At 61.6% G+C, this 24,291-nt stretch carries 20 protein-coding genes and 1 pseudogene; 9 read left to right on the forward strand and 12 right to left on the reverse strand.

Annotated elements, in window-relative coordinates; all coding sequences use genetic code 11:
* The first annotated feature begins 1 nt into the window (after position 1).
* Positions 2 to 1,417: a carboxylesterase/lipase family protein gene (locus G9X64_RS09295; protein WP_246270936.1), complete on the forward strand. Its 1,416-nt coding sequence runs from the start codon at positions 2 to 4 to the stop codon at positions 1,415 to 1,417.
* 75 nt (positions 1,418 to 1,492) lie between these two features.
* On the opposite strand, the gene G9X64_RS09300 is transcribed toward G9X64_RS09295, so the two are convergent.
* Positions 1,493 to 2,323, reverse strand: a complete 831-nt coding sequence (locus G9X64_RS09300) for an SDR family oxidoreductase (RefSeq protein ID WP_171376458.1) — start codon at positions 2,321 to 2,323, stop codon at positions 1,493 to 1,495.
* 110 nt (positions 2,324 to 2,433) lie between these two features.
* On the opposite strand from G9X64_RS09300, the gene G9X64_RS09305 reads away from it, so the two are divergent.
* Positions 2,434 to 3,339, forward strand: coding sequence for a LysR family transcriptional regulator (locus G9X64_RS09305; protein ID WP_171376459.1), 906 nt, complete (start codon positions 2,434 to 2,436; stop codon positions 3,337 to 3,339).
* A 36-nt stretch (positions 3,340 to 3,375) separates the two neighbouring features.
* Here the strand turns inward: G9X64_RS09305 and G9X64_RS09310 are convergent, their stop codons facing one another.
* The 3 genes from G9X64_RS09310 to G9X64_RS09320 all read right to left on the reverse strand — a co-directional run bounded on the left by G9X64_RS09310 (position 3,376) and on the right by G9X64_RS09320 (position 6,849).
* Positions 3,376 to 4,266 (reverse strand): LysR substrate-binding domain-containing protein, encoded by an 891-nt coding sequence (locus tag G9X64_RS09310; RefSeq protein ID WP_171376460.1) that lies wholly within the window; start codon positions 4,264 to 4,266, stop codon positions 3,376 to 3,378.
* A gap of 210 nt (positions 4,267 to 4,476) precedes the next feature.
* Complete coding sequence (locus G9X64_RS09315) at positions 4,477 to 5,292, reverse strand: endonuclease/exonuclease/phosphatase family protein (RefSeq protein WP_171376461.1); 816 nt, start codon at positions 5,290 to 5,292, stop codon at positions 4,477 to 4,479.
* Positions 5,293 to 5,385: 93 nt separating this feature from the next.
* Positions 5,386 to 6,849: a phospholipase D-like domain-containing protein gene (locus tag G9X64_RS09320; RefSeq protein ID WP_171376481.1), complete on the reverse strand. Its 1,464-nt coding sequence runs from the start codon at positions 6,847 to 6,849 to the stop codon at positions 5,386 to 5,388.
* 189 nt (positions 6,850 to 7,038) lie between these two features.
* Between G9X64_RS09320 and G9X64_RS09325 the strand changes: the two are divergent.
* The 4 genes and pseudogenes from G9X64_RS09325 to G9X64_RS09340 all read left to right on the forward strand — a co-directional run bounded on the left by G9X64_RS09325 (position 7,039) and on the right by G9X64_RS09340 (position 11,318).
* Positions 7,039 to 7,546: pseudogene (locus G9X64_RS09325) on the forward strand (uracil-DNA glycosylase family protein).
* 142 nt (positions 7,547 to 7,688) lie between these two features.
* Positions 7,689 to 7,943, forward strand: a complete 255-nt coding sequence (locus G9X64_RS09330; protein WP_168312691.1) for a DUF2934 domain-containing protein — start codon at positions 7,689 to 7,691, stop codon at positions 7,941 to 7,943.
* Positions 7,944 to 8,257: 314 nt separating this feature from the next.
* Positions 8,258 to 8,431, forward strand: coding sequence for a hypothetical protein (locus tag G9X64_RS09335; RefSeq protein ID WP_164986495.1), 174 nt, complete (start codon positions 8,258 to 8,260; stop codon positions 8,429 to 8,431).
* A gap of 169 nt (positions 8,432 to 8,600) precedes the next feature.
* A complete protein-coding gene (locus tag G9X64_RS09340) occupies positions 8,601 to 11,318 on the forward strand; it encodes a response regulator (RefSeq protein ID WP_171376462.1) in 2,718 nt (905 codons plus the stop codon).
* Between the two features lie 30 nt (positions 11,319 to 11,348).
* Here G9X64_RS09340 and G9X64_RS09345 read toward each other — a convergent pair whose 3' ends face one another.
* Positions 11,349 to 11,708: a hypothetical protein gene (locus tag G9X64_RS09345; protein ID WP_171376463.1), complete on the reverse strand. Its 360-nt coding sequence runs from the start codon at positions 11,706 to 11,708 to the stop codon at positions 11,349 to 11,351.
* Between the two features lie 152 nt (positions 11,709 to 11,860).
* Between G9X64_RS09345 and G9X64_RS09350 the strand changes: the two genes are divergently transcribed.
* Genes G9X64_RS09350 through G9X64_RS09360 form a run of 3 tightly spaced genes read left to right on the forward strand, consistent with a single transcriptional unit; the run spans position 11,861 to position 13,256 of the window.
* Entirely contained in the window at positions 11,861 to 12,175 is a 315-nt protein-coding gene (locus G9X64_RS09350; RefSeq protein WP_171376464.1) for a plasmid stabilization protein, read from the forward strand.
* A gap of 52 nt (positions 12,176 to 12,227) precedes the next feature.
* Positions 12,228 to 12,518, forward strand: a complete 291-nt coding sequence (locus G9X64_RS09355) for a DUF3175 domain-containing protein (RefSeq protein ID WP_171376465.1) — start codon at positions 12,228 to 12,230, stop codon at positions 12,516 to 12,518.
* A gap of 6 nt (positions 12,519 to 12,524) precedes the next feature.
* Entirely contained in the window at positions 12,525 to 13,256 is a 732-nt protein-coding gene (locus G9X64_RS09360; protein ID WP_171376466.1) for a glutathione S-transferase, read from the forward strand.
* 85 nt (positions 13,257 to 13,341) lie between these two features.
* Here the strand turns inward: G9X64_RS09360 and ligD are convergent, their stop codons facing one another.
* The 7 genes from ligD to G9X64_RS09395 form a co-directional block, all read right to left on the reverse strand.
* On the reverse strand, positions 13,342 to 14,220 hold the full coding sequence (ligD, locus tag G9X64_RS09365; RefSeq protein WP_171376467.1) for a non-homologous end-joining DNA ligase: 879 nt from the start codon (positions 14,218 to 14,220) through the stop codon (positions 13,342 to 13,344).
* Complete coding sequence (locus G9X64_RS09370) at positions 14,217 to 15,224, reverse strand: DNA topoisomerase IB (RefSeq protein WP_168312698.1); 1,008 nt, start codon at positions 15,222 to 15,224, stop codon at positions 14,217 to 14,219. Before G9X64_RS09370 ends, ligD begins: the two co-directional genes overlap by 4 nt.
* 15 nt (positions 15,225 to 15,239) lie before the next feature.
* Positions 15,240 to 17,396 carry a glycogen debranching protein GlgX gene (gene glgX, locus G9X64_RS09375; protein WP_168315050.1) on the reverse strand — a complete coding sequence of 719 codons (2,157 nt, stop codon included), beginning with the start codon at positions 17,394 to 17,396 and terminating at the stop codon, positions 15,240 to 15,242.
* 95 nt (positions 17,397 to 17,491) lie between these two features.
* Entirely contained in the window at positions 17,492 to 18,286 is a 795-nt protein-coding gene (locus G9X64_RS09380) for an SDR family NAD(P)-dependent oxidoreductase (RefSeq protein ID WP_018448491.1), read from the reverse strand.
* A gap of 115 nt (positions 18,287 to 18,401) precedes the next feature.
* Complete coding sequence (locus G9X64_RS09385) at positions 18,402 to 18,992, reverse strand: DUF4760 domain-containing protein (protein WP_171376468.1); 591 nt, start codon at positions 18,990 to 18,992, stop codon at positions 18,402 to 18,404.
* Entirely contained in the window at positions 18,989 to 19,429 is a 441-nt protein-coding gene (locus G9X64_RS09390; RefSeq protein WP_168315047.1) for a hypothetical protein, read from the reverse strand. The genes G9X64_RS09385 and G9X64_RS09390 overlap by 4 nt, the downstream gene beginning before the upstream one ends.
* Complete coding sequence (locus G9X64_RS09395) at positions 19,416 to 24,080, reverse strand: caspase family protein (protein WP_171376469.1); 4,665 nt, start codon at positions 24,078 to 24,080, stop codon at positions 19,416 to 19,418. Before G9X64_RS09395 ends, G9X64_RS09390 begins: the two co-directional genes overlap by 14 nt.
* Between the last annotated feature and the right edge of the window lie 211 nt (positions 24,081 to 24,291).

Consider the following 24,291-nt stretch of genomic DNA (forward strand, 5'->3'; position numbering starts at 1 on the left):
CATGCCAGCCGAAGAGGTCGCGCCTTGGCAGGGCATCCGTCCCGCAGTCACCTATGGCGAGAACTGCTTCATCCCCCGAATGAAGGAGGTGGCCGGCGACGAACTCTTCAATCCGCACCGCTATCTGCCGATGAGCGAAGCCTGCCAGTTCCTGAACATCTGGACGCCTGCGATCAAAGACGGAAAGAAACGGCCTGTCATGGTTTGGATCCATGGGGGCGGCTTCACGAATGGCTCCGGCATCGAGCTGACCTCGTATGACGGCCACAATCTGAGCAAAGACGGCGATGTCGTCGTCGTCACCCTCAACCACCGGCTCAACGTGCTCGGCTTCCTCGATCTTTCCGCCTATGGCGAGAAGTACAAACGGTCGGGCAATGCCAGCGTCACCGATCTCGTCGCTGCGCTGAAATGGGTCCACGACAACGCCGAGGCCTTCGGCGGCGACCCCGGCAACGTGACGATTTTCGGCCAGTCCGGCGGTGGCTACAAGGTGCGCGCCCTGATGGGGACGCCGTCAGCGAAGGGCCTCTTCCAGAAGGCGATCGTCCAGAGCGGCTCGCGGACCGATTCCGTCATCGATCAGGCGTCCTCGCGCAAGGTGGCCGAATTGACGCTCGCCAATCTCGGTCTCAAGGCCAGCGACATCGACAAGCTTGCCGACGCGGACTATTACGATCTCCTTGCGGCGGCCGACAAGGCCGTCAAGGACGCGACCGCCCAGGGCGCGAAGGACGCCCGCTATGCGCCCGTTCAGGACGGCGACTACATTCCGGCTAACCCGGTCGGGATACAGTGGGTCGACCAGGCCAAGAACATTCCGCTGATGGTCGGCAACACCCTCAACGAGTTCGAGACGGTGATCAATCACAAGGCGGGCGAGCTGCTTGCCGACAACAAGAACAACTGGGACGATGCGAAGTCTGAGGCCAAGCTGAAAGAGCGCTTCGCCGACAAGGCCGAGGCGGTCGGCAAGGCATTCATGGCGGCCTACCCCGAGAAAAAGATCGCCGACGCCTATTTCCTGGACCTGCGCTTCCGGCCGGGCGCCATCCGTGATCTCGACCTGAAGGCGAAGCAGAACGGGGCTCCGGTCTACTCCTACATGTTCGCCTATGAGTCACCGGTCCTAGATGGGATTGCCATGGCCTGGCATTGCGCGGAACTGCCCTACGTCTTTGCCAACGCCGCCCTGGTCAAGACGTCGACCGGCGGTGGCAGCGACGCGCTCGCGCTTTCCAGGAAGGTGAGCCAGGCCTGGGTCAACTTCGCGCGCAACGGCAAGCCGAGCGCCGAGGGCTTGCCCGAGTGGCCGGACTACACAACCGACAAGCCAGCGACCATGGTCCTCGATAAAGAATCCCGCGTGGCTGTTGATCTTGATCGCAAACTGCTACGAGCAGCCGGCGCTCTCTAGGCGAAGAGGATTGGACATACGGCGCCGGCCGACATCGGCCCGGCCGGCGCCGGCAGCAACTTTTGCGGGCCGCGGTCACCCATCCACATCGGCTGAAATCGTCACCTCCTTGAAGGCGTCGAGCTCAGCCAACCGCTGGACCAACGCCTTGCGGATCGAGGTATAGCTGCCGGCGCCGAGCGCCAGCCGCTTCGGAGCCGAGTGTTGTTCGGCAGCCTCGATCATCGCCTGCGCCATCTTGACGGGGTCGCCCTTGGCTTCGAACGTGCCATCGGCGATGGCGCGTCGGATTTCGCCGGCCGGCGTCGCGTCATAGGCTTCCATCGGTTGCGGCGCGACCAGGCCGCGCCCAAAATCGGTCCGCGCCGGACCTGGCTCGGCAATGATGAACTCGATGCCGAAGGGAGCGACCTCCTGCGAAACGGCTTCGATGAAGCCTTCGATGCCCCATTTGGTCGCGTGGTAGAGGCTGAAATTCGGATAGGCGATCTGCCCGCCTTCCGAAGACACCTGCAGGATGCGGCCGCCGCCCTGCGCCCGCATATGCGGCAGCGCTGCCCGGATTACCTGGATCGAGCCGATCAGGTTGGTATCGATCTGATGGCGGATCTGTTCGTCGCTCACCTCCTCCGCAGCACCGAACAGGCCATAGCCGGCATTGCTGACGACGACGTCGATCCGGCCCATCGCTGCAAAAGCGGCGTCGACGACCGAGCGCACCGCCCCATCATTGCTGACGTCAAGCGTTGCAATCCAGAGGTTCTCGCCGCAGTGCGACGTCAAATCGTCGAGCGCTTCCGGCCTGCGCACTGTCGCCGCGACGCGATCGCCGCGCGCCAGCAGTTTTTCGGTCATGATGCGCCCGAAACCGGAGGAGGCGCCCGTTATCATCCATGTCTTTGCCATTGTCTTACCCAATCACGCCGCGGATTTGCGGCTGCTCTTGAAGGTAAAGATAGATGAGCCTATTCCTGCTTCCATCCGCCGAATGCTGCATGAGTTGGTGAATTTTAGCCATGAATTACAAGCCGACCCTTGCGGATCTCAGAGCCTTGTCTGCCATCGTCACTCATCGCAGCTTCCGCAAGGCCGCCGACGAGTTGGCCCTGTCGCCTTCGACGCTCAGCCATATGATGCGTTCGCTCGAAGCAAATATGGGCGTTCGGCTTCTCAACCGCACGACCCGCAGCGTCGCGGCGACGGAAGCCGGTGAGCGCCTCGTCACCCGTCTGACGCCACTGTTCAGGGATTTCGATCTGGCGCTCGAGGAGGTCAACGAATTCCGCGGCCATCCCAGCGGCACATTGCGGATCAATACCAGCGAGATCGCCGCGCGGGTGCTGCTCGATGCCGCTGTCCCGATCTTTCTCACCCGCTATCCCGATATGTCGCTCGATCTCGTCACCGACAATCGGCTCGTCGATGTCGTTGCCGACGGTTTCGATGCCGGCATAAGACTTCGCGAGGCGGTGCCGCTCGATATGATCGCGGTGGAATTCGGCGGCGATACCCGCTTTGTCACCGTCGCTTCGCCGGCCTATCTCGCAGCGCATCCGGCGCCGCAGACACCGGACGAATTAAAGACGCAAGCCTGCATCCGCTTCCGGCTGCCAAGCGGCAAGCTCTTCCGCTGGGAGTTCGAAAAACATGGCCACGAGCTTGCCGTCGACGTTCCGGGTGTGCTGACGCTCGACCATGTCGAGCTGATGGCGCAGGCAGCGGCAAAGGGGCTCGGCATCGCCTATGTCTCGGATCGCACTGCCAGGCCCTTTCTCGAAAGCGGCGCGCTCGTCACCGTGCTGGACGACTGGTGCCCCGCCATTCCGGGCCTCTGTCTCTATTATCCCGGCCACCGTCACGTGCCGCAGGGTTTGCGGGCTTTCATCACGGTGCTGACCGAGGTCGAACGTCACGGTCGATAGGCCGCCTTGGCCGAGTTCTGCCGATATCGGCCGCCTTCAGAATGTTTCGATCCGGGAGCTGATCCAGCGAACAAAGAGTGAGGCAGGCGGGGCGAGCCGCTCAAAGCTGCGCGCGACCAGCCAGTAGGCGCCGTGGGCAACGGCAAGGTCGGACAGGCGAAGCAACCGGCCCGCCCTGATCTCTTCCTCGGCAAAGATGTCGTCCATCAGCGCTATGCCCTGCCCGCGCAGGACCGCCTGCATGACCAGCCCGCCATCGGCATAGACCGGCCCCCGCGCGATTTCCGGCATGGCGATGCCTGCCGCCTCGAACCAGCGGAACCAGACGTCGCGGGTCTCCTCATGCAATAGCGTATGACGAAGCATGTCTTCGGGGCGGACGATCGCTTGCCCTGGATTGAGCAGCGTAGGCGCTGCGACCGGCACCATCCGGACATCGGCGAGACGTCCGCTCTCCGTCCTCGGCCAGGCGGTCACGCTGGCGCTATGGCGGATGGCGATCTCGGCCTGCCCGCCCCGGAACTCGATCAGGCGTGAATCGGCGTCGATCGTCACGTCGATCTCAGGATGCCGCTCCCGAAATTCCGGCAGGCGGGGAACGAGCCAGCACGCCGCGAAGGAAGGTTCCACGCTGATCGTCACCGCTGCCGTCGCCGGCCGGCTCTGGATTTCTTCCAGGCATTCGTCGATCCGGTCGAAGGATAACGTCAGGATCGCCAGCAGCTTGCTGCCCGAGTCGGTCAGATGGACGCCGCGATGGCGGCGCTCGAAGAGCGCTTCGCCCAGCAACGTCTCCAGCTCGCGGATCTGCCGGCTGACCGCCGCCTGCGAGATGAACAGTTCCTGCGCAGCCAGCGTAAAGCTTTCGAGGCGGCCGGCGACCTCGAAACTCCGCAAGGCCGTCAATGGCAGGCGTCCGCGTTTCATCCATAACCTCAAGTCATTCGAGGCCGACGATAAGCTCGTTTGAAGGCGCGAGGCAAGGGGCGACATATGACCGCAAAGGAGAGATATCGATGCGCAAGCGGATATTCGAGATCATATTGAACGTCATCCGGCTGGCGACGTTTCAGCCATGGCCAGGTGAAAGCGCGGGCCGAAGTGACAATGGCGACAGCACCCAATGTCGCCATGACATCAACCCGGCACCGGTTCCAGATCGATCAGCGCCTTGATCGGCAGGTGGTCGGAGGCGATGCGCGCCAGTGGCGTATCATGCGCTTCCACCTTCGAGATGATCCCCTTGCGGTTGGCGATGATCCGGTCGAGCGCCAGAAGCGGCAGGCCGGCGGGAAAGCTCGGTACGGCGGGCGGCAGCGGTCCGAAGGCGGATTGGAAGGTGTTGAGGGAAGAGCGGTCGCCGAGCCGCCATTCGTTGAGGTCGCCGAGCAGGATGGTCGGCATCTCGTGCCGGTTGTTGATCAGTTCGACCAGCGTGCGGGCCTGCTGGGCCCTGTTGTGGCGCAGCAGGCCGAAATGCGCGGCGATGATGCGCAGCACCCCGCCCTTCTCGAGTTCGATCTCGGCAACGAGCGCGCCGCGCGGCTCCAGTCCCGGCAGCTTGACCTGATGCACGTCATGCACCAGCCCCTTCTTGAAGAGCACGACATTGCCGTGCCAGCCATGCGCCTTCGCCATGCCGGCAACCGGCACCGCGATCAGTCCCGTCTCCCGCTCCAGCCGCCCGAGATCGAGAATGCCGGTGCGCTCGCCGAAGCGCGTATCGGCCTCCTGCAGCGCGATCACGTCGGCGCCGATTTCATGGATGACCCGGCTGGTGCGCTCCGGATCGAAGCGTCGGTCGGTGCCGATGCATTTGTGCACGTTATAGGAGGCGATCAGCGTTCCGGCGCTGCGCGGCCTTGTCTCCGTATAGGCAGGGTCAAGCCGTTTTTTCCTGCTCCTGATCGAGGCGAGAATGCTGGCGGGAAGGCTGTCTTTTCTGGCGTGCATCGGCAGGCGCACTTGTTCCGTTGATCGAAAAGGCTTCTCTCTCCAGTATAGGCAGGCAAGCCGAACTTGCCACGTCCGATCACAAAAAATCCGTCAGAGATAGGGCGAACCCAGCCATAGCACCTTTTCGAGCAGCCGTACCGCGAAGGGTCGTGCGCGTAAGCTTTCGAGCGTCACCGGCGTTGCCGTTTTCAAGGTTTCCTCGATGTGCTCGTCGATCTCGGCGGCAAAGCCCTCGTTCAGCACTTCGAGATCGACCTCGAAATTCAGCCGCAGCGAACGCGGGTCGAGATTGGAGGAGCCGACATAGGCCCAGGTGCCGTCGATCGTCAGCAGCTTCGAATGACTGAAGCTGCCGGTGGAGCGCCAGATGCGGCAGTAGTTCTTGAGGATCTGATCGAATTGCGCCGTCATCGCCCGGTCGACCAGCACGAGGTTATTGAGCGCCGGCACGACGATATCGACTTCGACGCCGCGCCGCGCCGCCGTCACCAGGGCGCTGATGAGTTCACGGTCCGGCAGGAAATAGGGCGACATGATGCGGATCGATTGGCGCGCCACGGAAAAGGCACCCATCAGCATTTTATGGTTGGTCTCGACGCTGCGGTCCGGGCCGGAGGCGACGACGCGCATCAAGATGGGAGCGCCGGGGCTGCGCTGCGGCGGTTCGATGCGCCAGGGCTCGTCGTTCAACAACTCCTGCGTGGTGAAGCGCCAGTCTTCGGCGGCGAGGTCGAAAAGGTCGGCCACGACAGGGCCGGTGACGCTGAAATGCGTGTCGTGGGCAAAGCTCTCGCCTGTTGCCTCCTCGCTGAAGCCCGCCCTGATGTTCATCCCGCCCGTCAGCGCGATTTTCCCATCGACGATCAGGATTTTGCGGTGGGTGCGCAGATTGGCATAGGGCAGCCGCAAGCCCATGATGACATTGCCGTTGAAGACAGCGACCGTGACGCCGCCTTCCTTCAGATGGCCAAGAATGCTCGGCACGGAATAACGCGCGCCGACCGCGTCGATCAGCACCCGCACCTCGACACCACGGCTGGCCGCCGCAATCAGCGCGTCGGCGATGCGAAGGCCGACAGCATCGCGGTCGAAAATATAGGTTTCGAGCAGGATGCTGCGCGCCGCCTCGTCGATGCTTGATTTCATCGCCGCATAGGCCTCGTCGCCGGTTTCCAGCACATCGATCGTATTGCCTGTCGTCAGCGGATTGCGGGTAACCCGGTCGCCGAGCGTCTGCAACGCCGCAAAACGGCGGCCGAACTGGCTGATCACCGTCTCGGCCTCGGCATCGAATGTCTCCAGTTCGTCGAATTCGGCCGCAAGCAGCAGCGCGTCGCGCCGCACGCTCAACGATTTGCGACGGATGCGATTGATGCCGGCAATTGCATAGAGCACCGCGCCGATGATCGGAGACAGAATGATGACGCCGACCCAGCCGATCGCGGCACGCACCTCCTCCTTGGTCATGGCGGCATGGATCGCCGCGGCCGCCCCCATGGCGACAGAAACGACAAAGAGGATATGCGGCCAGTAGGTCGACAGGAGATAGAACATCGCTGGCGAATATAGCCGCGAAACGCCGGCGTTCAATCGCGCCGCTGTTCTCCCATGACGCAAAATTCTTCACCGTGGTCATTTTGCCGGCCCCGTGACCGATGGCGAAAAGCTTCGCGCCCGCACATTCCCGAACGGGAACAATGCCGGCACAGATCGATTGATCCCGGGGAGATGAGGATCGCCATCATGACCATAGCCGCAAACGTCGGTCCCGCCTTGGCGCTCGAAGTCGCGAACGCGACAAGCATTGCCGAACTCCGGCATCAGGCCGAAGGCTGCACCCGTTGTGATCTCTACATGAATGCCACGCAAATCGTCTTCGGCGAAGGCCCTGTCAAAGCCGAGATCATCCTTATCGGCGAGCAGCCGGGCGATCAGGAGGATGTGAGCGGCAGACCTTTCGTCGGTCCCGCCGGCCGCCTGCTCGATCGCTGCCTGGAAGAAGCCGGTCTCGACCGCCAGCGCTGTTATGTCACCAATGCTCGGCGCAAGCGCGCTCTATGCGCTGCTCGGGCCGAAAGTGAAGCTGACGCCGGAGCGCGGCCGTATCCTCTATCCGGCAAACCGTCCGCCTGTCCTGGTCACCATCCACCCCTCCTATCTCTTGCGCATTCGCGACGAGGCGGATCAGCGCCGGCAGCGCCGGGATTTCGTGTCAGATCTGCACAAGGCGGCGGAGTATCGGTCCCAGTGAAGGCGGATTCTCAACCCTAATATGCTGCGATGCGAAATATTTCCGGTTGCGGCGCGATTTCGCTTGAAAGAGTTCCGCTCCTCTGGAACCATCCGAAGAGTATCGCGTTCGAACGACGGCATCATGTGACTGGAGATCAGCGATGGCAGAAACTCGGGAAGAGTGGATCAAAAAACGTGCATACACCCTCTGGGAAGAAGAGGGTTATCCGACAGGGCGAGATTCCATCCATTGGGAACAGGCACGACACGAGCGCGACGCGCTTGAGGGCTCGGCTGCGTCTTCCGACGGCAAAGAGGTCAAGCTCAAGGCGAAGCGCACTGCGACGGGCGCCAAGACGAATGGCGTGGTTACGCCGGCGCCGAAGCGGACCGCGAGCCGCAAGACCGCGTCCTGAACACTAGAATACTGAGCATCTCGATTAAAGGGCGTCGTCTCGACGCCCTTGGTCCTTTGTTGTCATATGCCTGAATTGGTTGTGCGATATTGAATTGCAGGGGTGGGCTTCCATGCGGGGGTGAACAGAGGCCGGATGACACTGCAAGCTTTGGGGCTTCCAAAAAAAATTGAGCCTTGCCCCGATAACGGGGAACAACAAGATACGATGACTGTTTATGGCCGAACGGGAAAGTTGCCATGAACGACAGTCACACCGAAATCCTCCTTTTTGCGGGCAAACGCGCTTCGACTGCGATCGTGTGAGAGATGGAGATGTCGCTCCTGCTCATCGCCGCGCTGCTCTACCTCGGTCTCGCGCTCGGGTTCATCCTTGTCGTCGACAATCTCGTCGGGCTGGTCTTCCGCGATCCGCGCGCGCCGGTGCAGCTGGTCTCCGTTTACATCGGCCGCGCCTTTGCCGCATCGCAGAAACTCTATCGAAAATAACAGTCCGCAGGCGCTCTCCGCAGACTGCTAAAGTGTGGAACGCCCGGCAGTTAAGGATATTTCGACCGCGCCCTTTCCCTCCTATCGCAAGCCTCTATGTTGACGGTTTGGAAGGGCTGAAGCCCGAGACGACCGATCACACCGGTGCGGCGGAAGGAAGCGATTTTGAATGGGAAGCGTCGGGAACGGCTGGCCGAGAGGCGGCGGCGAAATCGGCGAAATGTTACGGCATCCGGCTTTCCACGCCGTCGGTCTCGGTCCGGTCGAAAGCTGGCCCGCGTCTCTCAAACATATCGCCGAAATGGTGTTGAATTCCCGGCAGCCTAAATTCGTCGCCTGGGGTCCAGATCTCGCTTTTCTCTACAATGACGCCTATGTGCCGGTTTTCCCGGAGCGGCATCCCGATGCCCTCGGAAGACCCTTCCGCGAGGTCTGGGGGGATATTTGGGAACAGTTCTCGCCGATCATCGCCAGCACCCTGGAAGGCAGTTCGCAGCTCTTCAAGGAGCTGCTCATCCCGATGCGCCGCGACGGTCGCACCGAGGACACCTGGTTCACCTTCTCCTACACGCCGCTGCGCGACGATGACGGCAGGGTCGCCGGCATCCTCTGTGCGGCCCTTGATGTCACCGACCAGGTGTCGGCCAAGCGCGGCGAACAGATCGCGCTGGAAGAACTGCGTGCAAAATCGGAGGCGCTTGCGGTCGTCAACCGGGCGGGTGCCGCGGTCACCGCAGAGCCCAGTGTCGAACGCCTCACCCAGATTGTCGTCGATGCCGGCGTGACGCTGACCGGCGCGGAATTCGGCGCCTTCTTTTACAATGTCGATGATGGCGAGGGCGGCAGCTACATGCTCTATGCGCTCTGCGGTGTCGATCGGAAGAACTTCGAGAAATTCCCGATGCCGCGCAATACCAAGGTCTTCGCGCCGACCTTCAACGGCGAAGGTATCGTGCGCTCCGACGACATCCTGCTCGACCCGCGCTACGGGCAGAATGCGCCGCATGCAGGCATGCCGAAGGGGCATCTTCCGGTCAGGAGCTATCTTGCCGTGCCGGTGAAATCACGCGACGGCAGCGTCATCGGCGGCTTGTTCTTCGGTCACTGCCAGCCCGGCCGTTTTTCCAAAGCGGCCGAGGCGAGCCTCGTCAGCCTCGCCGGCCAATCGGCCGTCGCGATCGACAATATCCGGCTCTTCCGTGCCGCCAAAGTCGAAATCGACCAGCGCCGCGACATGGAAGATCAGCTGCGAAAACTCAACGAAATGCTCGAGGTCCGCGTCGCGGCCGAGATTGCCGAACGCCAGCAGGCCGAAGCAGCACTCCAGCAGGCGCAGAAGATGGAATCGATCGGCAAGCTCACCGGCGGCGTTGCCCATGACTTCAACAATCTGCTGCAGGTGATCTCAGGCAATCTGCAGCTTCTCGGCAAGGACGTGGCAGAAAGCGGCCGGGGCAAGGAACGCATTTCCAACGCGCTTGCCGCCGTCGAACGCGGCTCGCGGCTGGCAAGCCAGTTGCTCGCCTTCGGCCGCCGCCAGCCGCTGGAACCGAAGGTCATCAACATCGGCCGTCTCGTCACCGGCATGGACGACATGCTGCGCCGCGCGCTCGGCGAGGAGATCGAAATCGAGACCATGGTCTCCGGCGGTCTCTGGAACACCTTCGCCGATCCGATCCAGATCGAAAACGCACTGCTCAACCTGGCGATCAACTCCCGCGACGCGATGGATGGCGCCGGCAAGCTGACGATCGAGGTCGGCAACGCTTTCCTCGACGATTCCTACAGCCGCACCCATCCTGAAGTCACCGCCGGCCAATATGTCGTGCTCGCCGTGACCGATACCGGCTCCGGCATGACGCAGGAGGTAATGGAGCAGGCCTTCGAGCCCTTCTTCTCGACGAAACCGGAAGGCAAGGGCACCGGTCTCGGCCTGTCGATGGTCTATGGCTTCGTCAAACAATCCGGCGGCCACGTGAAGATCTACAGCGAGATCGGCGAAGGCACGACCGTCAAGCTCTACCTGACCCGCTCGTTCCGAAGCGAGGATCGCGTCACGGCCGCCGACAGCGTACCCGCAGCCGGGGGCACAGAAACCATCCTTGTCGCCGAGGACGATGAGGGCGTGCGCGCCACCGTCGTCGAGATGCTGTCAGATCTCGGCTACTACGTGCTGAAGGCCAAGGATGCGCAAAGCGCGCTCACCGTGATCGAAAGCGGCGCCCATATCGATCTGCTCTTTACCGATGTCGTCATGCCCGGGCCGTTGCGGAGCCCGGAGCTTGCGCGCATGGCGCGCGAGCGTCTGCCGGATATCGCCGTGCTTTATACATCGGGCTATACTGAAAATTCGATCGTCCATGGCGGCAGGCTCGATCCCGGCCTCGAACTGCTCTCCAAGCCCTATACGCGCGAGGAACTCGCCCGCAAGATCCGCCACGTGCTTGCCAACCGCACGCAACGCCGCCAAGGGGCGAGCGATGCCGCAGTGACCCCCGCCAAACACCCCGAGATCGTCCGCGCAAAGCTGAAGCTGCTGCTTGTGGAAGACGACGCCTTCATCCGCATGGATACTGCCGAGATTCTGCAGGATCTTGGCTATGACGTCATCGAAGCTGACAGCGGCGAAAGGGGCGTGGAAATCCTTGGACAAACCATCGTCGACATCATCGTCGTCGATGTCGGCCTGCCGGGCATGTCGGGACAGGTCTTTGCCGCCAAGGCCCGCGAGGCCTTTCCGTCGGTCGGCCTGGTCTTTGCCACCGGCAACAGCAGCCTGCCGGATGCAAACCGTCTCCCCGGTTCGGTGCTGCTGTCGAAACCTTTCAGCAGCAAGGCGCTCGACCAGGCGGTCAAGAACGCCCTCCGGCAGCGGCCTGGCGCCTAGGGCATCTGTTTCTTTGCTGCAACTTCTGCTTTACGCGTCCTCGCCGTCGAACTCGGGATATTTGCGCATCAGATCCACCTCGCTGGTGCAACTGTCGTCGCGCGCCGTCAGTTCGATCGAGAGCGTGTCGGCAGGACGGAGACGGCCGTCATCGTGATGATTGCCATCGTCGTGATAGACGGGAATGCGCGCACCGCTCTGACTGACCAGCACGGCATCCCGCTCGAAGCCTCTCTGCAGCAGCCAGTCACGCGGCGCCGTCAGGCAAATGTCGACCTCGTAGAAACGTCCCTTCCCTTGCTTGAGGCTAACGGTATAGGTGACCGGCGATACCTGGCCGTTCACGTCGATCGCGCCGTTTCCATCGGCTTTGACGATGTGTTTTTCCATGTTCTCGGCTCCTTCTTATGTGCAGGCTTTTCCCATCGGAAACCTGATAAAATCGGCTTTTGTTCCGCATCCAGGCCTTGCAGCTATGATCGTGGCCGGAACTTTTGGGCTGCTGACCGGTTCAGTCCCTTTGCAAACCAGAGGAGGCCGATATGCCGAGAGGTGACAAATCCGACTATACCGACAAGCAGAAGCGCAAGGCCGAACACATCGAGGAGGGCTACGAGGATCGCGGCGTCTCCGAGAAGGAAGCCGAACGGCGTGCCTGGGCGACGGTCAACAAGGAAAGCGGCGGTGGTAACAAATCCGGTTCCGGCCGCGGCAAGAAGGATACGCATGAATCTTCCGAAAAAGGCGGCCGCATCGGCGGCGCGGCATCCGCCGCACGCTCGAAGGAGGAACGGTCCGCTTCCGCGAAGAAGGCCGCTGCGACGCGCAAGCGCAACGAACACCACAGCCAGCATTGACGACGGGCGCGGCAAGCGCAGCTTTCCGCCAGCCGCATAGGGAGTTTGACCCATGGCCAAATCGAAAAAGAAGTGGTCGCAGGACGTCACCGAACACAGCGATGCGATGGACCTGAAGGAAGGCGTGTTCAAATCGGATGATCCGAAGAAGATTGCCCGCTCCGTCAAGCACTCCGCCGAGGAGAGCGATCGCCGCAAGTCGAGCCCTTATCGCGCCGCCATGTCGATGCTGACCTTCTACATCAACCGCGCCGGCGACCAGCTCACGAAAAAGCGGCGCGGAACTCTTGAAAAGGCCAAGGACGAACTGCGAAAAGACTTCGGTCGTCAACCGAAGGATTGAGCAGCCATGACATACGAGCTTTATTATTGGGACGGCATCCAAGGCCGCGGCGAATTCGTGCGGTTGGCGCTGGAAGAAGCCGGCGCCGACTATATCGACATTACCCGCCAGTCTGGCCGCGGGCGCGGCACCGGGGCGATGTTAGAGATCATGGAGAGCAAAAGCGAAGCGCACATTCCCTTCGCTCCACCATTCCTGAAGGATGGCGACCTCATCATCCCGCATGTCGCCAACATCCTATTTTATCTCGGCCCGAAGCTCGGCCTTGCCCCTGAGGAAGAAGGCCTTCGCCATATCGTCAACGGCCTGCAACTGACCGTCACCGATTTCGTCGTCGAAGTGCACGATACGCACCACCCGATCGACATGTCGCTCTACTACGAGGACCAAAAGCCCGAGGCAAAAGCTCGCTCGGCCGCCTTCATCCGCGACCGCATTCCGAAGTTCCTCGGCTATTTCGAACGGGTGCTGCGGCAGAACCCGAAAGGCGCCAATCATATGGTCGGCGATGCGCTCACCTATGTCGACCTCTCGCTCTTCCAGGTGATCGAGGGCCTGACCTACGCCTTTCCGAAAGCCATGGCGAACCGCAAGGCGGAATATCCCGGCCTCTTGGCTCTGCATGATGCGGTGGCTAAGCGGCCGAACATTGCCCGCTATCTCGCCTCCCCCCGCCGCCTCGCCTTCAACCAGGAAGGAATTTTCAGGCATTATCCTGAGCTGGACAGTGCGAGCTGAGACGAGCCAATTCCAGGAAAATTGCGAAGCAAAAGGATGGAGCGGCTGTGCGGTTCCGTTAAAGCCGAACCGCTCTAAAAGCCGTTTATTCGAGCGGCACCGCCGCATCGAAGAAATTCCCCCACGGGTCTCTCGGCTGAGTCTCCAACCGTTGCGGCACGTTTCCGAGCGTGAAAGCGGTGGGACCGCTCACCTCGTTCAATTCCGACCAATCCAACGGCATCGAAACCGGCGCACCCGATCGCGCCCGCGTCGAATAGGCCGCGACTGCCGTGTTGCCGCGGCCGTTGCGGAGATAGTCGATGTAGATATGCCCACCGCGTTTTGCCTTCGTCGCGGTTGCCAGATATTTCTCCGGCGCGTCGGCCGACATGCTTTCGGCCAGTGAATGGGCGAAATCCTTCACCTCCGCCCAGCCGGCCTTCGATGCAAGCGGCGTTACCACATGCAGCCCCTTGCCGCCCGAGGTCTTGACGAAGGCAGCCAGGCCACGGGCTTCCAGCCGCGCCTTCACGTCAAGCGCCGCGGCGATCACCGCGCTCCAGGCGACGTCCTCGCCGGGATCGAGGTCCATGGTGATCATGTCAGGTCTTTCCCAATTGTCGGCCGTCGTACCCCAGGGATGAATTTCGAGCACGGCCGACTGCACCAGCGCCACGAGACCGTTGAAATCGGCGATGCGCAGCAGCTTTTCGCCGTCCGCATCCTGTGGATCGGCGATCTCCTCGATATGCGGATTCATCCCCTTCCAGGCATGTTTCTGGAAAAACCGCTGGTGGCTTTTTATCCCGTCCGGCAGTCGCAGCAATGCCAGCGGCCGATTGACGACATAGGGCGCCATGAATGGCCAGACCGCTGCGTAATAATCCGCCAGCGCCTGCTTGGTCACGCCCTCGTCCGGCCAGTAAAGCCGGTCGGGATGCGTCAAAGATACGTCCGATGTCGGCGGATTTCTGAGGCTCATTCTTCGATCTCGCTTGTGAGGAAATCAAGTAGCCTGTTTTCCTCGGCCCGCAAGCCCCGCAGCGGCTCGTTGCCGCTCTCGATCAGCAGATGATCGTTGCCGGCGAGCGCGATGATCGCGGGATGGATATAGCTCGAACGCGAGATCGCCGGTGTGTTGTGCAGCGCCTCGGCCGCGGCTTCCGACATCTGCTTTACCGTCGGCCGACCGCCGCCGGTAATCGTCTCGCGTGCCGCCCCGAAGGCCGCCAGCGATCCGGCCCAGGTGCGGAAGGTTTTCGCCGAAATGGGAATGCCGGATATCTCGGCGAGATAGGCGTTCAACCGACCGGAATCGATTGGCTTCAGCGCCCCGCTTTCATCCTTCCAGACGAAGAGCTGGCGGCCGGGCAAGTCCGCTATCTCTTCCAGGATCTTTTGCAGCCGGGGATGCTTGAGGCTGCGCTGGACGCGCTTTCCGCCTTTGGCGCGGAATTTCAGCTCTATCTGCCCGTCGACGATCTTCAGATGCCGCTTCAGCAGCGTCGTTGCGCCATAGGTGCCGTTTTCCCTGACATAGGCCTGGTTGCCGACGCGTAAGTGCGCCTCGTCGAGCAGCGTCGTCAAAGCCGCAAGCACGCCGTTGACATCCTCCGCACCGGTGTCGAGGTGGCGCAGAACGGTGCGGCGTATCTTAGGTAATGCCCGGCCGAACTCGATCAGCTGATGGAATTTCCCCGCGCTTCGGAAGGATTGCCATTCCTTATGGTAGCGGTACTGCTTGCGCCCGCGCGCGTCAAAGCCCGTCGCCTGCAGATGGCCGTTGTCGTAGAGGCAGATCCAGACATTCTCATAGGCCGGCGGCAGGCCGAGCGCGCCGATCCGCGCCCGCTGCAATTGGTCGGCAAGCGTTGTGCCGTCAGGCATGACATAGCTGAAACCCTTGCCCTTCCTTCGCCTGCGGATGCCTGGTTCGGTATCGCTGACATAGACAAGGCCAAGTTCGGTGATCGTTTCGGCATTCATGCTGTTGAGGACCTGCTACTTGCTGCGGCGGCCGAACTGGAACCACCGTCGGCGCTCGGCCTTGGTCGCGTCCTTCGGCGGCTCGGTCTGCCCCTTCGGTGCGAAGACCGCCACGCTCTGGGCATAGACGATGACGGGGTTCTCCGGCTCGTGCACCTCGAAGGCACCCGTCTCCGTCCCCGTGTCGAGAATTCTCGACCACTGTTTCAGCCCATTCACGACAGGCAGGTGAACCTCGCAATCGCCGCCGGCATTGAAGATGAGGAAGAGGTCGTCCATCGTCTCGGTGTCTGGTGCATTCACACTCCTCGAGACATAGACCCCTAGCACCTGCAATCCGTCGTCGTTCCAGGCCCCATCGTCCATGAAATTGCCGTCCGGCTTGTACCAGGCGATCTCTATGCGGCCGTCCTCGGCGGTCTCGCCGGTCAGGAACCGCTCCTGCCGCAAGACGGGATGGGCCTTGCGGAAGGCGACGGCCTGCCGGCAGAAATCGAGGAAGGGATCGTCGAGCCCCGCCCAATCCGTCCAGCCGATCTCGTTGTCCTGGCAATAAGCGTTATTGTTGCCGCCCTGGCTGTTGCCCACCTCATCGCCGGCAAGGATCATCGGGACGCCCTGGGAAAGCATCAGCGTCGCCATCATGTTGCGTCGGCGCCGCGCCCGCGCCGCATTGATGTCGGCATTATCGGTGGCGCCCTCGGCGCCCATATTGTCGGAATGATTGTCCGAATGACCGTCCCTGCCATCCTCGCCGTTCGCCTCGTTGTGCTTGCCGTCGAACGAGACCGTATCCATCAGCGTGAAGCCGTCATGGGCCGACAGAAGATTGATCGACGAGGTTGCGCCCCGGTCTGAATGGTTGAACTGAACCGCCGAGCCGGTGATGCGTTGCGAGATCTCCGAGACCATGCCACCATCGCCCTTCCAAAAGCGACGCACGTCGTCACGAAACTTGTCGTTCCATTCACGGAAGGGATGCGGAAAGCCGCCAACCTGATAACCGCCATCGCCGACGTCCCAGGGCTCGGCGATCAGCTTGACACCGGCAAGGATCGGATCCTGGCGGATGGCGCCGAAGAACAGGCCCTGCCGATCGAATTCCATATCCTGGCGGCCGAGCGTGCTGGCAAGGTCGAAACGGAAGCCGTCGATATGCATGACGCCGACCCAGTAGCGCAGGCTGTCGAGCACCATGCGCATCACCATGGGATTGGCGGCATTCAGCGTGTTTCCGGTCCCCGTGGTATCGAACGTGTGTCGCGGATCGTCGGGGGAGAGAATGTAATAGCTGGCATTGTCGAGCCCGCGGAAGGACAGCGTCGGCCCTTTCTCGCTGCCTTCGGCGGTGTGGTTATAAACCACGTCCATGATGACTTCGATGCCGGCGGCATGGAACTTCTTCACCATGGTCTTGATTTCGGTGATCTTGTCGCCGGACATGTAACGAGATTGCGGCGCGAAAAAGCCGAGTGTCTGATAGCCCCAATAATTGCGTAGGTTGTTTTCCAGGAGATAACGATCGTCGAGGAAATACTGGATCGGCAGCAGCTCGATCGCCGAGATGCCGAGCTTGACGAGATGGTCGATGATCGGATCGCTGCACATGCCGAGAAAGGTGCCGCGCAGCCGGTCTGGCACCTTCGGATGGGTCATCGTCAGGCCGCGCACATGCGCCTCGTAGATGATGGTGTCGGGCCAGGGACGGCGGATCGCCTCTTCACCCGCCCAATCGAAGTCCGGATCCTGCACCACGCCCTTGACCATGAATGGCGCGCTGTCGCGCTCGTCGAAGGAAAGGTCGTCTTCGCCGATCTGATAACCGAACAGCGCGTCATCCCATTTGAGCTCGCCCGTCACCTGTTTGGCATAGGGGTCGAGCAGGAGCTTGTTCGGATTGAAGCGATGGCCGGCTTGCGGGTCATAGGGACCGTGGGCGCGATAGCCGTAGACAGTGCCCGGTCCGACGCCGGCAATATAGCCCGACCAGATGTCGCCTTCGCGCTTCGGCAGCGGCAACCGCGCGACCTCCTTCTTGCCGTCCGGCGAGAAGAGGCAGAGCTCAATCTGTTCTGCATGCGCTGAGAATACCGCGAAATGGGTGCCCGAACCCGTATATTCCGCCCCGAGCTCCGGCTTGAGGAAGTCGAGTTCTGAAAATGAATAGCTCATGGCGCCCCGCTCGATAAAAAGACCATGCGGGAAACGAAACGCCGGCGCGAAAGTTCCCTTGCCTTGCAAGGGAAGATCTTTTGAGGAGGCGGAGATTAAGGCATCAACTGGCCGCCATTGACCTCGATAATCTGGCCGGTGATGTAGCCCGACAGCGTCGGCGAGGCGAGAAAGAGATAGGCGCCGACACAATCTTCCGATGTGCCGACAAAGCCCATCGGGATCGACTTGCGCTGCAGCTCCATCTGCTCGTCATTGGTATAACGCTCGTGAAAGGGCGTCGCGATAACACCCGGTGCCACCGCGTTGACGCGAATCCTGTCGGCGACGAATTCCTTGGCGTGACCGCGGGTGATCGTCGAGACGAAGCCCTTGGACGCCGCATAGAGGATCGCACCATTGCCGCCGCCATTGCGCGCGGCGATCGAGGTGGTGTTGATAATGAAGCCACCCTGCTTCTTCAGCCAGGGATGCGCCGCACGCGTGGCGGCCAGCACCGAGCGGGCGTTGAGGTCCATGACCGCGGCATAATGCGCGTCGGTATATTCCGAGGTCGGCTTGCGCCCCAGCATGCCGCCGGCATTGTTGATCAGCCCGTCGAGATGGCCGAAGGTCTTCGCCGTCTCCTCGACGACACGCTCGGTCTCGCCTTCCCTCGAGACGTCGCCCTGGATCAGATGCACCGTGCCGCCGGCAGCCCGGATCTCCTCGGCAAGCTTCTCCGCCGGTTCGCGGCTGGCATTGTAATGCACGCCGACCTTGGCGCCCTGGGCGGCAAAGGCGCGGGCGAGCGCCGCGCCGATCCCGGTCGAGGCGCCGGTGATCAGCACGGCCTTGCCGGACAGGTCCGGCAGCTTGATGGATGCGAGCGATTGCGCAAGTTCGACCATGGCGACGATTGCCTCCCGAAAAACCAAGGACATAGGTAATGAAACGAATAGGAGAAGTCTTATCAGGGGAAATCGACGAAGGGCAATGCACGAAAGCGGGAGATTTGTCTGATGCTCAGTCCCGACCAGCAGGATTGAGTTCCTGAGAGAGGTCGACAAGGGTTGCACCCCGGCCCGGAAAAGTTTCCTTGTTGCTTTCGATGTAAGGCCCATAAACGTCAAGGAAAGACTGTACAGTATCGTTGAAGAAGACTGCCGTTGTTTCCTTGGAGCAGAGCGACGCATTCACGCAGAGACCAAGCCGGTTGAAGAAATAGACGACCTCCCTGACTTGCTCCTGGCGCGCAGGCTCCTGCGCAATCCGACGGTTGAAGGACTGCAGCAGGTTATCCCTGGCGTGTCGGCTCGCGTCAGCCGTCTTCCTGTCGGCGGGCGGGACGGTCTCGATAAACGCCGTGTAGAACTCACGAAGTTCACCATAGGCTTGCCGATAGCCCTGCGTTTCCCAAGTCTCAATGAGAGTGAGCGTATATTTTGTGCGTTCGGTCTCCTGACTCTCGCGGTACTCGAAGACTGCCCAAAAGATACCCCCCACCGCGCCGACGAAGGTCGCCACGGTGACAATGCTGCTCAGAAGCGACCAGCCGGCATCCGAAACGTAGAAGAAAGAGAGCCCGACCCGCCGCTTGGATGATGGCTGGCTCATGGCTTGCAATTCTCGACCAGATCGAACCGCACCGACGGATCGATCGTGCCTTCGTGCCCATCCAGCAACCGCTTGAGGCAAACAAGGCTTGCCTCATCGAAGATGTAGACCGAGCGTAGCTCGCGCTGGTTCCGCGCGCTGGATTCACTTCCGGGTGATAAGAGCCCGGGCATCCGATCCAGACCGCGGCGTTCGCGCCCGTCGTCCCCTGCACAGGCGGAGAGATCGACCTCCGTATTGCTCGTTTCCGCGCTCCGGGCCGTTGAAAGAAACTTTTCATAGTCCTGACGGAAGCAATTTGCCCGCACTCCATCGAGCTCGACGACCTCGTCACAGATGAGGCATGCAGCAACGGAGGCGGCAGGTGCGAGAAGCAGCATGGCAGCGGCTAGGGCCGCAACCGTTCTATAGCCGTTGCGAAATCTAGAAGAGGGCATAGTCTCCCACCAGTCGGCTGTTGATGATCCAGGGTGTCTGCTTGCCGTCGCTCGCCGCGAAAACCAGTGTCTTGACGCCGCGATAGAGCTCGGAGGCCTCGATGCGACCATTGTGGTTGTGGTCATAACGATCGCGGTCCTTTCCGAGGACGGTAACGATCGCGTTTGTAAACAAGCCGCCGACCTCCCGCCGTCCGAGCGACTCCTGCCGCCCTTTCGCAGCGGCGAGAACGGTAAGATTGGATCTGAGGGCAGCGAGGCTGTTGGCGAGATCGTCGTTGGTGGTGAAAGACCCGGTCCCCGCGGCGCCGGAGTGGCAGGCGTCAAGAAGGATCGTGATGCGCGCCTCGGTCCTTTCGAACAGCGCGGCCAGCCGGTCGAACGGCAAGGCTGTGTGTTCGAGATCCGTTGGATCGGTGGCCGACGTCGCGAAATAGAAGCGCCCATTGCGATCCTGCATGCCGTGGCCGGCTAGAAACAGGACCGCGTGGTCACCACGCGCCAGCCCGTCCAGCAGTCGTGCCGTCGCCTCCAGTATGGCCTCGGGTGTGGCACGCCTGTCCTTCGGCCCTACCTCGCCGCGGAATGGTGGCTCTTTGCCAAGCGGCTCGGTCAGCGTTTCGAGCACCGTGCCTGCATCGCGCAGAGGGTAATTGAGCGAACGGAGGCGCTCATCCTCGTAAGTGTTCACGCCGATGACGAGCGCGCGGGTGACCGCACGGCGCGCAAGAGGCTCGCCGAGATCAGCGGATACCGGGAGGCTCGCCAGGCCCTCAGAACTGAATCCGATGACGGACACCCAACGCGCGTCCTTAAGCCTCTCGAACGACACTGCATTTCCGATGCTGGCAGCATCAACCGTTTCGGTCAGCACACCGTCCTGAAAAACGGACATATGCACCGTCTCGGCCGGATCGAAGTGCAATACGGCCCTTACGCGACTGCCGTTTTCCTCGAGCGCGATCTCGCCTGTCAACGACGGCGGTACGCCCACCTCGGCGACAGCCTGGGGCGTCTGTCCGCGATCAAGAACGGCGCGCGCCAGATCTGGGACCAGGCGCGCTGTGCCAAACCGGTCGAGACTATACTGTCCAACCCTACCGGGAAACTTCAGATCGATGAGGGCGGCGGCCTCGGCTGTCGCGTCGTAATAGTAATCCTTGGTCCAGACCGCGATCTCGTCGTCGGCAATGCGCCCGGACAGGAGCGATTGCCTGTCGTCCAGAATGGCGTGAATGTAGAAGTTGCCGTCAGAATTAAGTTGAACCACATGGCGACGGTCTTTCGTCAACCAGGCATCGACGAGAAGGTCGCCATTCGGAAGATTCTCGCCGATCCAGAGGAACTTCTGTGTTGCGCGGTCGCGCACAGTAATGACGCCATTGCCGGGCGCATAGGTCAGCAGAAGGTCGTCATTGGCTTTGATACGAAAAGGGTGCTCGTACCACAGACGATGGGCATTGTTTTCGAAGAAAAATGCGCCTTCCGCCTGAAGCGCCGCACTCGCCGCCGGCGCGGGGCGCGCGATATCCATGACGTAAAAAGCAGCATAGGGCCTGAGGCTCCCGAACGTCGCGCCCGCGACACATTCCGCACGCGCCACCCATACTGCCCCGCGAGACGTGCGGACCGTCGAGACCTCGACAACATCGCGAGGCGCTAACAGCGCGCCCGTGCCCCCCGTGTTTGAGGATTCTCCGAGCAGAAGATGTTCGCAATCGGAGATCGGACCCTCGTCCCCGACGGGCAGAGCCCAGTCGAAGCGCCAGCCCGCATGCTTCGCCTCGCGGCGGAAGCGCCCCATCGCCTCTGCGGATCGTTTCAGCCGCTTGTCACGATCAAGCGCGTGAAGGTCGTTATTCTCACCTGCCGCGTAGGACGCGACGAGGCGTTCACCGTCGACCATTGGATCGAGCGCGACGCCGAGGCGCAAGAGTTGTTCGGGCAAGGCAGCGGCGAGAGGTGTGTCGTTGCCGGCTCTGGCGGAGCCTTGGTCGTTCGATGCCACGGCCGTATCGATCCTGACTGCCTGAAGCTCAATTTTGCCCAACGTGCGCGACAGGCTCTCCGTAAAATCGCGGGGGCGGCGGCTGTCGGCGTCCGCGACCTCCCAGTCTTCCCAGGCACTGGTCGTCTTGAAGCCGCCGGCAACATCGAATTCCCGAGCGACACTGACGGGCGACACCATGCCAAGCGACCAGAACATATGAAAATGAAGGGGAATTGTCTCGCCACCTGCGGAACTGTAAGCGCCGGAAGAATTCGCGATCGAGGCGTAACCCGGGTTTTGAAGCGCACCAACGCGGTAGCCGGCGCCACCCCAGATGGCGTAGGCAGCATTCTCCAGATCGATCGCCACGCGCGTTTGACCGCGTTCCGCGGTGCAACAAGACGGCCCGGTAATCTGTTCCCGTATGCGCAAATGATCGCCGAAGGTGGAGGAAAAATTCACCTCCGCCCAAGGTGCGAGTGTGGTGAAGACGACACTGTCGCCGAGCGCCCAGCGAAGGTCGCCGGCATCGGCCGTCGCAGCCGTACGCCCGTCGACCATGTCGACGATGTCGAGCCGGCCATTATGCTCGACGCCGATGAAGCGGTGGGTCGGCGAGATCTGCAGGTGTGTGCCTGCCCGTTCGACAATTTCCGTCCCGCTTGCCGCATCCAGCAGAAGAAAGCGGGTATCGTTGAGGAGGATGCGGCGGGAGAATTTAGGGATATCGATGCTATGTGTGAACGCCGCGCGGCCCTCGGCGGTGTTGAGGACGATCTCAGCACGCGCCGGTGCGATTTCGAGCTGCTCTGACTCTTCCTTCAGAACGATCTCCTCCTCGCAGGCGCGCAGATAGCCCACCAATGAAACGGATAGGTTCAAAGGCCCCGCTTGCAGCGGAATGGTTGAAACGGAACCACTCGCCGCGGCGCCACGCGTGGCCAGAGCGACCATGGCGCGTGTCTTGCCGAGACCGGTTTTTATCGCAAACGGATTGGGCGCGGCAGGACCCAATGCTACATGCCCCTTGCCTTTAAAACGGACGGGCTGTTCTGCTTTGACCATGAACCAAACCGGTATGCGATCTTCGAGCGTGTTGCCCGACCACTCGACTTCAAAACTGTTCCCTGCGCGGAGCGGTCCCTGATGCGGCAGTGTCCATTGGAATTTTTCGGCCAGACGCCGGAGCGTCTCCTTCTCCTCGTCGCATGACCCGCCGAGCCTGCGAGCAGCTTGTTTCACGCGAGCTTGGAAGCCCTCCAGTGTCTCGCCCTCGTGCCACCCGACCGCTCCGTCGACGATCGGTCCCGGTCCTCGGGTTGGTGGAGGTGCTAAACCCTTTTTCCGGCCATCGAAAACGCCGCTCTTTGCGGCTGCGTAGGGTTTGGGTGAGCCCTTTCCGGATTTGAGGAAACATGCCCCACCGCTCGGGTTGAACGTATAGGCCCGGCACATGTCGGTTTCCGAGCAGATCGCGATACATTCGCCTTCCGTCAGGCCACGCAGAAGCGGATCGGCCAGCCCATGTCGAATGTCATCGCCGCCAAGATCCGTATTCGGCTGCGAGGTCCACGTTCCTTCGGACACGGTGACCTCGGCCAGTTCGTCGGCAAGGCGGGCGAACCGCCCAGGGAAGGGATCCTCGCCACTACGGAGCCTGGCGAGGAGGGTAGCACATGCCTTTCCAACCCGATCGTACTCGGGGCCGAATTGGGCGAGACCGAAGGATATCGACCATGTCCCCAACTTGAGGTTCAGCGACTGCCCGGAGGAAAGGCGGGCGATGAGCGCCGCATCGCGACCGGCATCGAGGACCGGTCTCTTGCGGATGCCATCGAGAGGAAGCATTGCCTCAGGGCCCCGATCCACCGTCAGTCCCGCGCTCGAGACCGACGGTGTCGAGTAGCCCGCCGCCTCTTCGAAATCAAGGACCACTCCGGCTTCGGCATCGCAGGCAAGACGAAGGCAGACTTTGCTGTAGCCGGTGGAGGCGCAGACTTTGCTGCCGATCCCCGTGTCGTCCGGCTGCCACGCTGGCAAGGCCGCATCGCCGACAACCGGGCCTGTCCTATGGGAGAGTTCCTCCTCCATGTTGACGGCATGTGCCTCGCGGATCGATGCCGGCGCCTCCCAGTTCCGATCCGCCGCCCAGGCCGCCATCGCAGCCATGGTCGCTTGGTCTGTCTGCCCATTCACGGGCCCCGAATAGTAGCCGAGCCGTGAGAGGGCCGATTGAACGCGACGAACAGTCCCATCTTCTGGACCAGAGCTTGGACGATCCTGTTCTGTAACCTGTCCCTGCGCGCGTTCAGCTTCCAGAGAATTGAGATGCGCCACACGGAGGGTTGTTGGAGCCTCCCATCCTCGATCGCGTGCCCACGCTACCACCGAACTCCACGTCTCGACCCCGGCATTTCCGTCGATCGGACCATGATAGTAACCGAGCGCTTCCAGGGCACGCTGCAGGCGTTGCACTTGCGATCTTGTCAGCTGCGACCGAAGAGTCTGTATCGGTTTAGACGGTCGGCGATCAGCATCTGGCGGCGCGGCATCACGTGTGACGCCGTCGGTCAAGCTCCTGAAGATGTCGAGTGGAGACTGCGCCAGAGCCGGCTGCGACAGCAACATGATACATGCCAGAGCAACCCCTATTACCCTCATTGCTGCAGCATGGCCCCCAGCCAAAAGTTAATAAAGAGTATACTGCCGAAGAACTGAGGGTTCCTCAAGTGAATATTTAAGGATTGGTGCGTCTTACCCGTTACCGCCCTAGCAGAGGGCGTCGCCGCATCGTCCGCTACTACACCAATACGAACTCTACTTTTGCGGGAATCAAGTATATTACTTGCCTTGCAACGCTTTGTTCTTTCGC

It is taken from the genome of Rhizobium sophorae, assembly GCF_013087515.1.
In the GTDB taxonomy this organism is placed as follows: Bacteria; Pseudomonadota; Alphaproteobacteria; order Rhizobiales; family Rhizobiaceae; genus Rhizobium; species Rhizobium sophorae.

Bases quoted from the DNA above. Each gene is read 5' to 3' on its own strand.
- G9X64_RS09295 (WP_246270936.1), top strand. From the start codon at position 2: ATGCCAGCCGAAGAGGTCGCGCCTTGGCAGGGCATCCGTCCCGCAGTC.
- G9X64_RS09300 (WP_171376458.1), bottom strand. From the start codon at position 2,323: ATGGCAAAGACATGGATGATAACGGGCGCCTCCTCCGGTTTCGGGCGC.
- G9X64_RS09305 (WP_171376459.1), top strand. From the start codon at position 2,434: ATGAATTACAAGCCGACCCTTGCGGATCTCAGAGCCTTGTCTGCCATC.
- G9X64_RS09310 (WP_171376460.1), bottom strand. From the start codon at position 4,266: ATGAAACGCGGACGCCTGCCATTGACGGCCTTGCGGAGTTTCGAGGTC.
- G9X64_RS09315 (WP_171376461.1), bottom strand. From the start codon at position 5,292: ATGCACGCCAGAAAAGACAGCCTTCCCGCCAGCATTCTCGCCTCGATC.
- G9X64_RS09320 (WP_171376481.1), bottom strand. From the start codon at position 6,849: ATGTTCTATCTCCTGTCGACCTACTGGCCGCATATCCTCTTTGTCGTT.
- G9X64_RS09330 (WP_168312691.1), top strand. From the start codon at position 7,689: ATGGCAGAAACTCGGGAAGAGTGGATCAAAAAACGTGCATACACCCTC.
- G9X64_RS09335 (WP_164986495.1), top strand. From the start codon at position 8,258: ATGTCGCTCCTGCTCATCGCCGCGCTGCTCTACCTCGGTCTCGCGCTC.
- G9X64_RS09340 (WP_171376462.1), top strand. From the start codon at position 8,601: ATGGGAAGCGTCGGGAACGGCTGGCCGAGAGGCGGCGGCGAAATCGGC.
- G9X64_RS09345 (WP_171376463.1), bottom strand. From the start codon at position 11,708: ATGGAAAAACACATCGTCAAAGCCGATGGAAACGGCGCGATCGACGTG.
- G9X64_RS09350 (WP_171376464.1), top strand. From the start codon at position 11,861: ATGCCGAGAGGTGACAAATCCGACTATACCGACAAGCAGAAGCGCAAG.
- G9X64_RS09355 (WP_171376465.1), top strand. From the start codon at position 12,228: ATGGCCAAATCGAAAAAGAAGTGGTCGCAGGACGTCACCGAACACAGC.
- G9X64_RS09360 (WP_171376466.1), top strand. From the start codon at position 12,525: ATGACATACGAGCTTTATTATTGGGACGGCATCCAAGGCCGCGGCGAA.
- ligD (WP_171376467.1), bottom strand. From the start codon at position 14,220: ATGAGCCTCAGAAATCCGCCGACATCGGACGTATCTTTGACGCATCCC.
- G9X64_RS09370 (WP_168312698.1), bottom strand. From the start codon at position 15,224: ATGAATGCCGAAACGATCACCGAACTTGGCCTTGTCTATGTCAGCGAT.
- glgX (WP_168315050.1), bottom strand. From the start codon at position 17,396: ATGAGCTATTCATTTTCAGAACTCGACTTCCTCAAGCCGGAGCTCGGG.
- G9X64_RS09380 (WP_018448491.1), bottom strand. From the start codon at position 18,286: ATGGTCGAACTTGCGCAATCGCTCGCATCCATCAAGCTGCCGGACCTG.
- G9X64_RS09385 (WP_171376468.1), bottom strand. From the start codon at position 18,992: ATGAGCCAGCCATCATCCAAGCGGCGGGTCGGGCTCTCTTTCTTCTAC.
- G9X64_RS09390 (WP_168315047.1), bottom strand. From the start codon at position 19,429: ATGCCCTCTTCTAGATTTCGCAACGGCTATAGAACGGTTGCGGCCCTA.
- G9X64_RS09395 (WP_171376469.1), bottom strand. From the start codon at position 24,080: ATGAGGGTAATAGGGGTTGCTCTGGCATGTATCATGTTGCTGTCGCAG.